The organism is Clostridium sartagoforme (genome assembly GCF_039521405.1).
GTDB classification, from domain to species: Bacteria; Bacillota; Clostridia; order Clostridiales; family Clostridiaceae; genus Clostridium; species Clostridium sartagoforme.
In genome coordinates, this window is the sequence record NZ_BAAACH010000011.1 from 483664 (window position 1) to 499194 (window position 15531).

Annotated in this window: 8 protein-coding genes; all 8 read left to right on the forward strand. The window is 29.4% G+C overall.

The genetic code is table 11. The annotated features are described in order from the left end of the window. Positions 1-2: 2 nt before the first annotated feature. The 8 genes from ABDZ60_RS05660 to ABDZ60_RS05695 all read left to right on the forward strand — a co-directional run bounded on the left by ABDZ60_RS05660 (position 3) and on the right by ABDZ60_RS05695 (position 15319). Positions 3-1325 (forward strand): 6-phospho-alpha-glucosidase, encoded by a 1323-nt coding sequence (locus ABDZ60_RS05660; protein WP_047002003.1) that lies wholly within the window; start codon positions 3-5, stop codon positions 1323-1325. A 213-nt stretch (positions 1326-1538) separates the two neighbouring features. Further along, complete coding sequence (locus ABDZ60_RS05665) at positions 1539-6587, forward strand: beta-N-acetylglucosaminidase domain-containing protein (RefSeq protein WP_343776793.1); 5049 nt, start codon at positions 1539-1541, stop codon at positions 6585-6587. Between the two features lie 131 nt (positions 6588-6718). Next, positions 6719-12121, forward strand: coding sequence for a glycoside hydrolase family 2 TIM barrel-domain containing protein (locus tag ABDZ60_RS05670; protein WP_343776795.1), 5403 nt, complete (start codon positions 6719-6721; stop codon positions 12119-12121). A 382-nt stretch (positions 12122-12503) separates the two neighbouring features. Then, positions 12504-12968: a hypothetical protein gene (locus ABDZ60_RS05675; RefSeq protein WP_343776797.1), complete on the forward strand. Its 465-nt coding sequence runs from the start codon at positions 12504-12506 to the stop codon at positions 12966-12968. 69 nt (positions 12969-13037) lie between these two features. Then, on the forward strand, positions 13038-13229 hold the full coding sequence (locus ABDZ60_RS05680) for a DUF6199 family natural product biosynthesis protein (protein WP_343776799.1): 192 nt from the start codon (positions 13038-13040) through the stop codon (positions 13227-13229). A 70-nt stretch (positions 13230-13299) separates the two neighbouring features. Then, a complete protein-coding gene (locus tag ABDZ60_RS05685) occupies positions 13300-13818 on the forward strand; it encodes a GNAT family N-acetyltransferase (RefSeq protein WP_343776801.1) in 519 nt (172 codons plus the stop codon). Between the two features lie 148 nt (positions 13819-13966). After that, on the forward strand, positions 13967-14680 hold the full coding sequence (locus ABDZ60_RS05690; RefSeq protein ID WP_343776803.1) for a phosphatase: 714 nt from the start codon (positions 13967-13969) through the stop codon (positions 14678-14680). Positions 14681-14860: 180 nt separating this feature from the next. Next, on the forward strand, positions 14861-15319 hold the full coding sequence (locus ABDZ60_RS05695) for a nucleoside deaminase (RefSeq protein WP_084820752.1): 459 nt from the start codon (positions 14861-14863) through the stop codon (positions 15317-15319). Positions 15320-15531 lie beyond the last annotated feature (212 nt).

The following is a 15531-nucleotide window of genomic DNA, read 5'->3' on the forward strand; positions in this document are numbered from 1 at the left end:
TAATGAAGAACTTTAAAATTGTATTAGCAGGTGGAGGAAGTACTTATACTCCAGGAATAGTTAAAGCACTTATGCTTAAAAAAGATGAATTTAATGTAACAGAAATTAGACTTTATGATATTGATAATGAAAGACAAAGAAAAGTAGCATTAGTTTGTAAGGAAGTTGCTAAGGAATTCAATAGCAATGTTAAAATACTAGAAACAACAGATCCAGAAGAAGCTTTCAAAGACGTAGATTTTGTATTTGCTCAATTAAGAGTTGGAAAATATAAGATGAGGGAGTTAGATGAAAAAATTCCACTAAAACACGATGTTGTTGGACAAGAAACTTGTGGACCTGGTGGAATGGCTTATGGACTTAGAACAATATATCCTATGATTGAAATTTGTGATTTTACTTTAAAATATTCACCTAAAGCATGGATTATAAATTATTCTAATCCAGCAGCTATAGTTGCTGAAGCTATAAGAAAACTAAGACCTAATGTAAATATATTAAATATTTGTGATATGCCAATTGGAATGATGCTTAGAATGGCCGAAATATTAGGTTGTGAAGAAAATGAAATAGAAGTGGATTACTTTGGATTAAATCATTTTGGATGGTTTACTAAGGTTTATGTTAAAGGAGAAGACAGAACAGATGAACTAAAGGGATATTTGCTTGAACATGGACTAGTTACTCCAGCACAAAGCAATGATATTCAACATAGTGATGCTGATTGGATAAAGAGTCATACTAATATCAAACATATGCTAAGTATGTTCCCAGATTACATTCCAAGTACTTATCTTCAATATTATTTAATACCAAAAGCAGTTGTTAAAAAGACAAATAAAGACTATACAAGAGCCAATATTGTTATGGATAATAGAGAAAAGAACTTATTTAATTCCATAAAGAATTTTGAAGAAACAGGAAAATTTGAAGAAGGATTTAATGTAGGTGTTCATGGAACTTTTATAGTAGATGTAGCAATGTCAATTGCTTATGATAAGAGAGATAGATATATTGTAATTGTTGAGAATAATGGGGCTATTCCAAATCTTCCAAGCGATGCAATGGTAGAGATTCCAGCATACCTTACATCAAGAGGACCAGAACCAATAAGACTACAACCAATACCGCTATTTTATAAAGGTTTAATAGAGCAACAAGTAGCATCAGAAAAATTAGCTGTTGAAGCTGCAATAGAAAATTCTTATAACAAAGCACTTCAAGCTTTTGCTTTAAACAAAACAATACCTTCAGCAGAAATAGCAAAAGAAATTTTAGACGAAATGATAGAAGCAAATAAAGGATATTGGCCTGAATTAAAATAAGAGATAAAAGCTTATGACAACTAAGTCATAGGCTTTTTTAATTTCTTAGCTCTTTCACTTATTCCGATTTTGGGGTTCCCAAAATTGCGAAATAGTACTTAGAGAAAAAAACAATATTATTACAATTTATACCAATTTTACTAAACTATTAAATGAATTTATATACTAAAATATATGTATATATGAAAATGTATACATATAAGGAGGGATATTATGATAAGGAAATCGAAAAGATATTTGTCAGCAATACTTACAGGAGCTATATTATTATCTAATTTGTCAGGTTCAATTAGCATATCAGCTGAAACTCTATCTAATGATTCTAATGTAGTTGAAGTTACTACAATAGAAAATACTGATTATGAAATTTATCCAGCACCCCAAAAGATAGAATACCAAGATGGGAATTTTAATTTTGGAAGTAGTGTAAACATTATTTATGATTCTGGTATAGACGACTATACTAAAATTCGCCTTGAAAATGAGATATTAAAAGCTAACAGTATTGGGTATGAAGTTTCAGTATCTAAGGACATTATAGAGGGAAAGACTAATATTTTAGTAGGTATTGAGGGATCTGGTGAAGTTGTTGATGTGTATGCAGATAAATATACTTTGTCAACAGAAAATCTTTTCAGTAAAACAGATGCTTATTTTTTAGCAGTAGATAATAATATTATAACTATTCTTGGGAAAGATGCAGACTCAGCATTTTATGGATTAACTACTTTATATCATGTAGTTAATCAATTAGATTCAAATCATACTATAAGAAACTTTAAAGTCGAAGATTATGCAAATGTTGTAACTCGTGGATTTATAGAAGGATATTATGGAAATCCATGGTCAGTTCAAGATAGGGCAGATCTTATGACTTATGGTGGATATTATAAGTTAAATGCTTACTTCTATGCACCAAAAGATGACCCTAAGCACAGGGTTCAATGGCGTACTCTTTATACTGAGGAAGAACTTAAATGGGTTAAAAAGTTAGCAGATGCAGGTAATGCTTCTAAAACTAGATTTGTTTATGCACTTCATCCATTCCCTGGTGGAGACAACCTAGGAATAGGTAAAAATGAAGCTGGATATCAAAAAGATTTAGCAGATTTGAAAGCTAAATTTAAGCAAGTTATTGATCAAGGAGTTAGACAAATTGCTATACTTGCAGATGATTTTTCTAATCCAGGTGGAGCACTAGGGCTTAGATTAGTTAATGACATAACTACTTGGTTACAAACAGAAGTAAAAGCGCAATATCCTGACATGAAGGATACATTACCATATGTTCCTTATGACTATATGGGAAATGGATCAGGTGTTGAATTTAATGATTTAAGACAAGCACCATCAAATGTTCAATTAGTTCAAACAGGAGGAAGAATATGGGGAGAAGTAACTCAAAGCTTTTCACAAACATTTAAAAATAATGTAGGAAGACCACCTTATTATTGGATTAACTGGCCATGTTCAGATAACTCAAAGAAGCACTTAATTATGGGGGGAAATGATACATTTTTACATCCAGGAGTAGATCCAACACTTATAGAAGGTATAATGTTAAACCCAATGCAACAATCAGAAGCAAATAAATCAGCATTATTTGCAGTTGCAGATTATTCATGGAATATATGGGAAACAAAGTCTCAAGCTGATGAAAACTGGTATGATTCCTTTAAATATATGGATCATAACAGTGCAATAGAAAATGAAGCATCAACTGCTTTACGTGAAATAAGTAAGCACATGATTAACCAAAACATGGACAGCCGTGTTAGAGCATTAGAAGAATCTTTAGAGTTAGCTCCTAAGCTAAATGCCTTTAAAACCAAATATGAAAGTGGAGCTAATGTAAAAGAAGATGCACAAGCTTTAATAGAAGAATTTACAAATATTAAAGATGCAGCAGATTATTATAAAAATAATCCTGGTAACTCAAAAACTAGAGATCAAATTATTTATTGGTTAAATTGCTTTGAAGATACAACAACAGCAGCGATCTCATATTTGAAAGCAGTTATTTCAAATGAAGAAGGAAATAATAATGAAGTTTGGACAAACTATTCAAATGCGCAAACAGCTTTCGAAAAATCAAAAACATATGGATTTAATTATGTAGATCATACTGAATATGCAGAAGTCGGAGTTCAGCATATTGTGCCATTTATTAAGGCTTTAGAAGGATATTTATCACCTATTGTTTCAGGCATAGTTGATCCAAGTAAAATTGTAACAACAGTTATTACTAATAGAACAGATACACCAGCAGGCAATTTAAGTAATATTCTAGATAATAATGCATCAACAGAAGTTGTTTATAAGAATCCTTCTAGTATAGCAACAGGAACTTATATTGGTGTTAAGTATAATAGGGTCATAAAAATAAAAGAAGTTGAATTCTTATTAGGTGCTATTGCGAATTCAGCTGATACAATGGAAGAGGCAAAGGTTCAATATACAGTTGATGGCAAGGAATGGATAGATTTAGAGCCAGGAAAAGTATATGCGACACCAAATAAAATTACAATAGAAGATTTAAACTTAGATGCAATGGGAGTTAGAGTTATTGCAACTAAAGACAGAGCAAATAAATGGTTTGGAGTTAAAGATATTACTATTAATAAAAGTGATTTACCTAAACCAGAAACATCAATAAATGCTACAGTTATAAGAACAGCAGCATGGAAAATTTACTCTGGAAGCCAAGCAAATTTATTAGATGGAAATGATAGCAGTGATATTTGGTATCAAACAAATACTGGAGACTTAACTCTTGTTGGGGATTATATAGGGCTAGATTTAGGAGCCGTAATTCCAGTAGGAAAGGTTAGATTTGTTTTAGGTAGAAATGGTTCATCAGATAAATGGACAAATTATAGATTAGAATACTCAAAAGATAATAGCAATTGGTCTACTTATAAGGAATATACAGGTAAAACTTCTGGGCAGGATATCTTAGATGAGAACCTTAACGGTATAGAAGCAAGGTATGTTAGAATAACAAATACAAAACAATTAAATAAATGGGTTATTTTCTCGGAACTTAAAGTAGAAAAGTTTGGCTCATTAGAATCAACTAAGAATATTTATACAAATACTGATATTCAAATTAAATCAATATATCAAAGTGAGGAATTAACTAAGTTAGTCCCACAAAATAATATAACATTAAAAGCTAATGATTATATTGGTATAAAGCTAGATCGTATTAAGGACTTAAAAGAAATTGCTTTAGAAGTATCTAATATGGATGGATTAACATTACAAACATCTATGAATGAAGTAGAATGGATTAACGTTGATGATACGCAAAACCTAAAAGATGCTAGATATATTAGATTAATAGCAAGTAAAGATGTTACTTTTAATTTAAGTAAATTTGAAGTGAAGTCTAATGAAATTTATCCAATTTCAGTACAATCATCATTTGTACCTATTAATGGTAGCGTTGCAAATATTTTTGATAAAAATTTTAATACATCAGCATCATTTAGTTCTTTCCCTGTAAAAGATAAAAGCATAGTATTTAACTTAGGTCAAACTATGAATATAAAGAATCTTACTTATGCAGTATTAGATACAGAATTGGATTATCTAAGAGATGCTAAATTTCAAGTATCTTTAGATGGAGAAGATTGGACAGATGTAATTACAATTGGTGATGGTATAGAAAATGATGATAGTGACGTTAATTCTAAACCAGTTGATGCAGGATATATTCATGGAGATAGCACAACTATAGTTCCAATTTCTCATGCATTTATGAAGGGAGAATTAGATACACCTAAGGAAGCTAGATATTTAAGAATTTTATTTACTGCAAATTATATTAGTAGATGGGTTAGAATAAGTGAAATTTTAATAAATGATGGAGAATACTTTCCAAGTGTTAATAATCCAACATTTACTTCTAATCCAATGGAAGTGGAAGGATTTACAACATCAAATATTATAGATGGAAATTTAACTACAGCATATAAACCAAATACTAATAATGGAGAAATAAAATCTGGAAGTTTAACATACAGATTATCAGGAAATACAGATGTTAAAAAGATTAATATTGTTCAAGGTGGTAATGATATCTCAAATGCTAAGGTAATGGTTAGAACAGGATATAACGAAAGCGGAGAGGAAGTTTGGAATCAAATTGGAACATTAAGCAAGAGTTTAAATGAACTTATAAATGCTAAATATGATAATATTTACGAAATAAAGATTGAATGGGAGGGAATAGCGCCTACCATTTATGAAATAGTTACAATTAATAACTATAATGTACCAAATATAACTGATTTAGATGCATTAGTAGCATCTTCAAAGGATTATGCAAAGGAAAGCTATACAGCTAGAAGTTTTGCTAAATTCACAGAAGCTTTAGATGCTGCAAAATCTATATTAGATGATTTGGCAAGTGCAAACCAAGATAAGATTAATAATGCAAAAGAAAATTTATCAAGTGCAATTACTGAATTAGTTAGTATAGAAGAATTAGCTGATATTATTAACGAAGCTAATGATATTAAGAATAATGGTGAAAAGTATACCGAAGAATCTTTAGGTGGTCTTAATATGGCTTTAGAAACTGCAAATGTAGTATTAAATAATTCAGAAGCAACAAAAGAAATGGTAAGTAGTGCAGTAGATAATATAAGAAATGCAATAGCTTCTTTAGTTAAAGAAAATCAGACCCCTACAGAAGTTGATAAAACAGAGCTTATAAAACTTGTTGAAATAATAAATACTTTAGATGAAAGTAAATATATATCTTCAACTTGGGTAGTACTACAAGCTGAACTTAAAAATGCTAATATAGTAATAGGAGATGAAAATGCAATAGAAAAGGAAATAGCTGAAGCTTACAATAAGTTAGTAAAGGCATACCTTGATTTAAGATTAACTCCTAATAAGTCTAAGCTTGAAGATTTGATAAATAAAGCAGAAGCTATAGATTTATCTAAATATACTAGAGCAAGCGTTTATAGATTAAATTCACATGTAGCTAATGTAAAGGCTGTTTTAAAAAATGAAGAAGCTACTCAAGAAGAAGTAAATAAAGCAGCAGAAGGATTAGAATTAGCTTTAGCTAGCTTAGAAGAAAAACAAGTTAACAATGATAGCAGTAACAATTCTGAAAATAAGGATGATAATAAAAAGGATGATAACAAATTACCTTCAACAGGAGGAACTTCATCAGCAGCTCTAACAGTAATAGCATTACTAATGACTGGCGCAGGTGTAGTTTTAAGAAGAAAAAGATAGTAAATTTTATATGAATTAAGGTTCTAGAGATGTATTTCTCTAGAACCTTACCATTTATAAAGAAAATATATCAAAATTCTTAACTAAATCTATAAAATTCTATTCAATTTTAATAATAAGGAGGATTATTTATGAAAGTATTTCAAAAAAGAATTTGTGCTTTTTTAGTAGGAGCATCGGTAATGACAAGTTTAATTCCTGCAACAGTTAAAGCAGATACGAATCAAGTACAAAATGCAGAAACAGTTTATGTGGGTTTTATTAAAGATGGAGAAAGATCTACATTATTTAATCAGGATTGGAAATTTTACAAGGGAGATGAAAGAGGAGCAGAAGCTATTGATTTCAATGATTCATCTTGGAGAACTTTAAGCTTACCACATGATTGGAGTATTGAAGAAGACTTTACTGTTCAAGGAGAAGCAGAAAGTGGATTTCTACTTGGGGGTACTGGATGGTATCGTAAGCATTTTGTTATTCCAGAAAAATACCAAGGAAAAGAGTTTACTATAAACTTTGATGGAATTTATATGAATTCTGAGGTTTATGTAAATGGTAAATTACTTGGCCAGCATAATTATGGATATACTGCTTTTGCTTTTGATATTACTGATGAACTTATATGTGATGGAGAAACTGAAAATATAATAGCAGTTAAAGTGAAGAATCCTGTGCCAACTAGTAGATGGTATTCAGGAAGTGGTATATACAGAGACGTTACTTTAACAGTTACAGATTCTATTCACGTTTCACATTTAGGAACAACTGTTAGTACACCAGAAATTGAAGCACAAAAGGGTGGAAATGTTGATGTAGAAGTAAAAACAGTTGTGGAAAATGAATCAAATAATACTAGTGATATTAAACTTAAAACTACTATTTTAAATTCAGATGGGCAAGATATTAGTACTTCTGTAGAAAGAACTGAAAATATAGCTGCAAATGGAAGTTTCACTTTTGAGCAAACTGCAGTTGTAAATAATCCAGATTTATGGTCAGTTGATTCTCCAAATATGTATAAAGTAAAAAATGAAGTTATAGTAAATGATAAAGTAGTTGATACTTACTATACAAATTTTGGATTTAGATATTTTAATTTTGATAGAGATACAGGTTTCTCGCTAAATGGAGAAAATATGAAGCTTAAAGGTGTTTGTATGCATCATGACCAAGGGGCTTTAGGAGCAGCTTCTTATTATAGAGCAGTTGAGCGTCAAATGGAAATAATGAAGGACATGGGTGTAAATGCAATTCGTGTTACTCATAATCCTGCAAGTGAAATGTTATTAGAAATTTGTGATAGATTAGGTCTTTTAGTTATAAATGAAGCATTCGATACATGGACAAACTCTAAGAATGGAAATGTAAATGATTTCGCTAAGTTTTTTAATGCTTCAATAGGAGAAGATAACAAAATAATTAATGGTGAAGTAGGAATGTCTTGGGGTGAATTTGAAGCTAGATCAATGGTTAAGACTTCAATAAATAGTCCATCAGTTATTATGTGGTCAATAGGAAATGAGGTTTTAGAAGGGATAGGTGGAAATTCATCTAACTATCCTACAATTGCACAAAATATAATTGATTGGATTCAAGATGAAGATACAACTAGACCTGTTACTATTGGTGATAATAAGAGCAAGGGGGGACTTGGTAATAGCAATGCTGTAGCTATTTCAGATGTTGTTTCAAATAATGGTGGTATAGTTGGATTCAACTATGCTAATGAAGGCCAATTTAATAGTTTGAGGGATAGCAAAACTAATTGGATATTATATGGTTCAGAAACAAGTAGTGCAGTTCATAGTAGAGGATATTATAAATCCATAAACAGAACAGCTCAAAGTAATTTAGATTTACAAATACCAGAGTTTGATAATAACTCTAATAAAGTTGGATGGGGTCATTCAGCAAGTGATGCATGGAAATATACAATAAAATATGATTATAATGCAGGTGAATTTGTATGGACAGGGTTTGATTATATTGGAGAGCCTACACCTTGGAATGGAACTGGAACAGGAAGTGTTTCAGGTGGAAACCCAGCTCCTAAATCAAGCTACTTTGGTATAGTTGACACAGCTGGATTTGAAAAAGATGTTTATTATTTATATCAAAGCCAATGGAATGATTATGTAAATACTCTACACATATTACCAACATGGAATAGAGAAGATATTCCAGTTACAAATGGAAATGTACAAGTTGATGTATTTACAGATGCTTATAAAGTTGAATTATATTTAAATAATAGATTAATTGGAACTAAAACAGCAACTGAAAATTTAACAGCAGCAGGATATAAATATTATACTTTTGAAAATGGTTCATTATATCCAAGCTTTAGCGTTCCATATGAAACTGGTACAATAAGCGCTAAAGGATATGATAAGAATGGAAATTTATTAACTAACACAGAAGGTAGAGCTTTAATTAACACATATGGAGAAGTATCCACTGTAGAATTAAGCGCTGACAAAACAACTATAAGTGCAGATGAATACGATTTATCTTATATTACTGTTGATTTAGTAGATAAAGAAGGAAATATGGCTTATGGAGCTAATAATAGGTTAAATTATACTTTGGAGGGAAATGGTAAAATAGTTGGCTTAGATAATGGTAATGCTGCAGATACAGATAGATATAAACCAGAAACTGATAAGTCAGGAACTAGAAATGCATTTAATGGTAAAGCTTTAGTAATTGTTCAATCAACTAAAGATGCTGGAGAAATGACTTTAACTGTTTCAGGAGAAGGTTTAGAATCTAAGTCCATAAATATTAATACAGTAAATAATGTAGGAGATAATAAATATATAGAATCTTATAATATTGTTAAAGACTACTATGTTTCTTTAGAAGAAAAACCATTGCTACCAACTACAGTTTCAGCTAGATATAGTGATGGTACAACTGAAACTTTAAATATTAATTGGAATGAGTATGATGAATCTAAATTAAATACTCCACAAATATTTAAAGTTACTGGTAAATTAGAAGGTACAGATATAGCTGTAGTTGTAAATGTTCATGTAGTTGGTAATGTAGTGGATTTTGAAAATTACTCTACATTTACTTATGCAGGAACAACACCAAATTTACCAAAGACAGCTAAGGCATATTTAGATAATGGCTCTGAAGGCGAAGATTTTATTGTTAATTGGAACTTTGAAGGATTAGATTTTTCAAAGGAAAACACTAATGTTATAGTTCCAGGAAGTATAGAAGTTTTAGGAAAAGTTTATGATGTTGAAGCTAGTGTTCGTATAGTACCAGCATTAAAAACAGCTAAAAATGTAGCAATGGCAGGAATAATAGGATTATCACAAAGCTGCTCAACAGCATCTGATAATTTAAATTCAATTATAAATGGAGTAACTAATAATGGAACTAGTTCTCAAGAAAGATGGACAAATTGGTATGAAAGAAATTTAACTAATAGTAGTGGTGAGCCAAAGGGGGCTTATGTTCAATTAAACCTTGATAAGAAATATGATGTTAACAAATTAGAGATGTGGATATACACAGACTCAGGTGTTAAGTTACCTAAAAAAATAGAAGTAAGCTATAAAAATAATAGTGGTGAATATATAGTTATTCCACATACAAATTCCACTTTAGTTCCATACAATCAAGGCTCAAATACACTTATGTTAAATGAAACTGTAAGTACTGATAGTATTAGAATATATATGCAACAACCACAAGTAGGAGATAGTATTGGTTTAACAGAAGTTAAGATATATGAAAATGGTTCTGATAAATCAATACAAGAAACTTCAGATAAGGCTAAGCTATCACAAAGTTGCATAACTATATCAGATAGTTTAGCATCAATTACTAATGGAATTACAAACGGTGGCGAAAATACTCAAGAGCGTTGGACAAATTGGAATGAAAGAAACTTAGCTAATGAAAATGGAGAACCAAAGGGGGCTTATGTTCAATTTGATTGGAATAATAAGTATTATATAGATCGTTTAGATTTATGGCTATTTACAGATAATGCTAGTGCAAGAATTCCTAAAAAAGTTGAAATTAGCTATTTAAATGAAAATGGTGAATATGTTATAGCTACACATACAAATACTACAGAGGTATCTCATTCAGCAGGTGAAACAACGTATTTCTTAGATAATGTTATAAATACAAATAGCATTAGAATATACATGCAACAACCTCAATTAGGTAATTGTATAGGACTTTCAGAAGTAAAAATTTATGAATATGTGCCAAAAGAAAATTTAAAAACTACTAATACTTTAAAAGAAATAAAAATAGATGGAAAAGTCTTAGAAAACTTTAACCCAGCTATTAATGAGTATTCAATTAATGTAGAAGAATTACCTAAATTAGTGGAAACATCACAAGAAGATAATGTAGCAGTAACTGTATTACCAGTTTATAACAATAAATCAGTTATAGTTGTTCGTGCAGAAGACGGTAGCAAAAACATATATAATATAAACTATATATTACCTGAACCAAGCAAATATACAATTACAGTTAACAAAACAGAAGGTGGCTCAATTGCAGGATCTGGTGAGTATTTAGAAGGTCAAGAAGCTACGTTAATTGCAACAGCAGATAAAGGATATGAATTTGTAGGTTGGTTTGATGAAGATGATAATGAAGTTAGTAAGAATACGACTTACAGATTTACAGTTGAAGGAGATTTAATACTAACTGCAAGATTTAAAGAAAGTACTCAAACTCCAATAGATGTTGATAAGACTATTTTAAGAATGTCTATAGAATATGCTGAAGAAGCAAAATCAAATGGAGCTCTTGAAAATGTTGTTCCAGCAGTAGTTCAAGAATTTGAAGGGGCATTAAAAAATGCAAAAGCTATTTTAGTAAATGAAAAAGCTACAGAATCTGAAATAGATGAAGCTGCCAAAAGATTAATAGATGCAATTCATATGCTAGAATTTAAAAAAGGTGATAAGACAGAACTTGAGAAATTAGTTAAAATAATAAATGCTTTGGATGAAAGCAAATATAAGATATCAACTTGGGATACACTTAAAGCTGAACTTGAAAAATCTAATGCAGTAATAGTCGATGAAAATGCAATGGAAGAAGAAGTAAAAGATGCATATAATAAATTAGTTAAAGCTTATTTAGATTTAAGATTAATACCAGACAAATCTAAACTTGAAGAATTAATAAATAAGGCTGAAGCAATAGATACATCTAAATATACAGTAAAGAGTGTTAATTTATTAAATAAAAAGCTACAAGAAGTTAAAGTAGTTTTAAGTAATGAAGAAGCTAGTCAAGATGAAATTAATAAATCAGTAGATGAATTAGAATTAGCTTTAGCTGGATTAGAATTAGCCAAAGGCAATGATAATGGAAATGCTGGAGAAAATAACAACAATAATAATGATGATAATACTGGAAAAGAGGAAAATAATTTACCTGCAACTGGATCAGTAGTATCAAGCACCCAAGTAATTGTATTAGCTTTAGTATTATTATCAGTAGGAATAATAAAGTTAAGAAAGAGGAGATATGACCTAAAATAATATAGATACAACTAAAGATAAACAAGAATAATGGAAAAAGCCTATGACAACTAAGTCATAGGCTTTTTTTCAATTCCTTAATTCTTTCCCCTTTTTCACTACTTTCACCTCTGAAGTCTAAAAAATAGGAATTACTCTGGAAAATACAGTATTATGTAAAATATTTGTAAAATTACTAATATATAATATATAATAAATTAAATAGGGAATATTACAGTTCACAGAGCATAGTTCACAGTTCACAGGGTACAGTTCACAGTTTATGAAGAAACTACTGTATAGTTTCTGAAATTAAAGTTATTTATTTAATAAGGAAGTTATTGTAATGACTGTAAACTTTGTATTGATAATTAATAATTATTAAATGAGAGGAGTATTTAATATGGTACATTTAGTTTATTGCGACAATGCAGGGAAAAAGGGAGAGAAGGTTTTAGACAAAATATTAGAAGGAACAAAAACAATGGTTGTTAGAGGTGCTGCAGGAAGAAAAATACCCCATAGTCGTGTTTTTGAAGGAGAAAAGCTTTATTTTATGGAAAAGGGAAGTTCTAAAATTACTGCATCTTCTACTGTAAGTAAAGTTGAAAATCATATTAAGCTTTCTGAGGATGAAATAAAAAATATATTAGAGGAAAATCAACTTAAATTAAATCTTTCTGAGAAACAAAAAGTAAGATGGCACAAAAAATGCCTTTGTTTAGTAGAATTTTCTGATGTTGAAAAAATTGAACCATTAGAGTTTGATCATCAATCAAATATGGATGATTGGTTAATTATTGAAAAAATTGAAGATGTAGTTGTTGGAACAAGTATTCCTTATAATTATGAAAAATCAAAGTTTTAAAACAAATATAATATCAATATAAAAATTAATTAAGTTGTATTTGTATATATGGAATAGGGGAGATAAATAATGGTATTTATAAAAATTATTGCTAGTATTTTATTAATAATAGGAATAATAAATCCTAAATTATCATGGAAAATATCAGAAGGGTGGAAATACAAAGATACAGAACCAAGTGAGGGATATCTTATTGGAACAAGAATAACTAGTGTAGTTATTTTAGTAATAATATGGCTCACAAAAGGTGGAATAGAATGATATTTGTAAATTAATTAAAGATACACAATAAAAAATTGATAAACTTATATAAAGCATAGGAGATAAAAGAATGGACATATGGATAAAGTTATTAAGTATTTCAGATAAGGAAGAGTTATTAAAATTTGAGGTGACAAATAGAAAATTCTTTGAAAATACATGTTTATCAAGAGGAGATAGCTATTATGAAGTTGAAAATTTTAATAGTATTATAGAAGAATTGATACAGGAACAAGAAAAAGGTTCGGTATATATGTATTTAATTTATAATAATTTTAATGAGATTATCGGAAGAGTAAACTTAGTAGATTTACAAAGAGGGAATTTCAATAAAGCAGAGTTAGGATATAGAATAGGCGAGATTCATCAAGGAAAGGGATATGCTACAAAAGCTGTTAATTTAATTTTAAAAGAAGCTACAAATAAACATAAGCTTCATAGAATAGAAGCAGGAACATCAATTAATAATATTGCATCTCAAATTGTATTGATAAAAAATGGTTTTCAATTTGTAGGAAAACAAGAAAAATATATATTATTAAATGGCAAGTGGCATGATAATGCTATTTTTGAAAAAGTATTAGATTAAAATGGCAAAGAGATAGTAGATATATAAAATAGATAAATTACTAAGTGATAAAAATATATTTATGTAGAACTGATGATAGAAATATAAAGTTATCTGATGAGCAGGATAATTCTTTTAGCTAAAAGATGAGAATAAGAGGTAAGATATTATGAATAGAAATTTATTACTAGATATACATACACATACATTAGTTAGTGGTCATGCCTATGGAACAATTAGAGAAATGGCATTTGCTGCTAATGAAAAGGGAATTGAACTTTTAGGAATAAGTGAGCATGCTCCAGGAATACCAGGAACATGTGATCCTTTCTATTATTTGAATCTAAGCGTAGTACCAAGAAAAATATATGGAGTCGAAATAATTCATGGATGTGAAATTAATGTTTTAAACGATGGACAACTTTCTCTTGAACAAAAATATATTGATTTCCTGGATTATGCTATTGTTGGTATTCATAGGCAATGTTATGAAAATGAAGGGGTAGTTAAAAATACGGAGAATGTAATTTCTTGTATGAAGAATGAAAAAGTCTTTTTTGTTTCACATCCTGATGATGACAATACACCATTAGATTATGAAAAATTGGTTATAGCTGCTAAAAAGTATAACGTTGCACTAGAAGTAAATAATAGTTCTTTATTAAAAAAAAATCAACGGCTAAATTGTGTAGATAATTATAAGAAAATGCTTAATCTTTGTAGTCGATATGGAGTACATATAATTATTAACTCTGATGCTCATGATCCAAGCTGTGTAGGTGACTTTTCAGAAGCAGATAAGTTATTAAATGAAGTAAGATTTGATAATGAATTAATTTTAAACACGAGTATTGATAAGTTTAAGAAGTTTATTCACTATTAACCTAATAAGGTTTTAGCCTTATAATTTATAGTATCCTTGATATATCATATGATTAAAGAAAAACAAAGTATTTATTGAAATATGATGAGATTTTATGCTATTATGTAATGATATTTATGTGTTAGTTTTTTATACACTAAAATATAAATAGCAATCTAAATTTTATATATGGAGGCTATTATGATAAAAAACGATGAATACTTTATTAAAAAGGCAATTGAAATATCTTTAAAGGCAAGAGAACAAGGTAATGAGCCATTTGGTGCTGTATTAGTAAAAGATAATGAAATTGTAATGATTGGAGGAAATCAAATTAATTCAGTTTCTGATCCTACACATCATGCTGAAATTGGATTGATTCGTAAATTTTGTTCTGAAAACAAAGTAAATGACTTAAGTGAGTACACACTATATTCAAGTTGTGAGCCATGTGCTATGTGTTCAAGTGCTATGGTTTGGTCTAAACTTGGGAAATTAGTATATAGTGTTTCACATGAACAATTAGCAGAAATTGCAGGAAGCAATATCATGATTCCATGCAAAGAAGTTTTTGAAAGAAGTCCACATCAGACAATTGTTATAGGTGAACTATTAAATGAGGAAGGCTTGAAAGTTTTTGATGGTTATTCCTTTGTATAAGTAATTTAAATATATTAATAAAAAAAGATAAATATATAAATATAAAAAAATAAAATATAAAACTATTTTAAATACCGCATATTCTTTTTCTGGAATACTGCGGTATTTTTCTAGTTTTCAATTAAAATACATTATGAAAAATAGTAAGCGCTTCAGAAAATGGCGTCTATAATTATTTTTAAGCAAATGATACCCTATCACTATAGAAATTA

Bases quoted from the DNA above. Each gene is read 5' to 3' on its own strand.
- ABDZ60_RS05660 (WP_047002003.1), top strand. From the start codon at position 3: ATGAAGAACTTTAAAATTGTATTAGCAGGTGGAGGAAGTACTTATACT.
- ABDZ60_RS05665 (WP_343776793.1), top strand. From the start codon at position 1,539: ATGATAAGGAAATCGAAAAGATATTTGTCAGCAATACTTACAGGAGCT.
- ABDZ60_RS05670 (WP_343776795.1), top strand. From the start codon at position 6,719: ATGAAAGTATTTCAAAAAAGAATTTGTGCTTTTTTAGTAGGAGCATCG.
- ABDZ60_RS05675 (WP_343776797.1), top strand. From the start codon at position 12,504: ATGGTACATTTAGTTTATTGCGACAATGCAGGGAAAAAGGGAGAGAAG.
- ABDZ60_RS05680 (WP_343776799.1), top strand. From the start codon at position 13,038: ATGGTATTTATAAAAATTATTGCTAGTATTTTATTAATAATAGGAATA.
- ABDZ60_RS05685 (WP_343776801.1), top strand. From the start codon at position 13,300: ATGGACATATGGATAAAGTTATTAAGTATTTCAGATAAGGAAGAGTTA.
- ABDZ60_RS05690 (WP_343776803.1), top strand. From the start codon at position 13,967: ATGAATAGAAATTTATTACTAGATATACATACACATACATTAGTTAGT.
- ABDZ60_RS05695 (WP_084820752.1), top strand. From the start codon at position 14,861: ATGATAAAAAACGATGAATACTTTATTAAAAAGGCAATTGAAATATCT.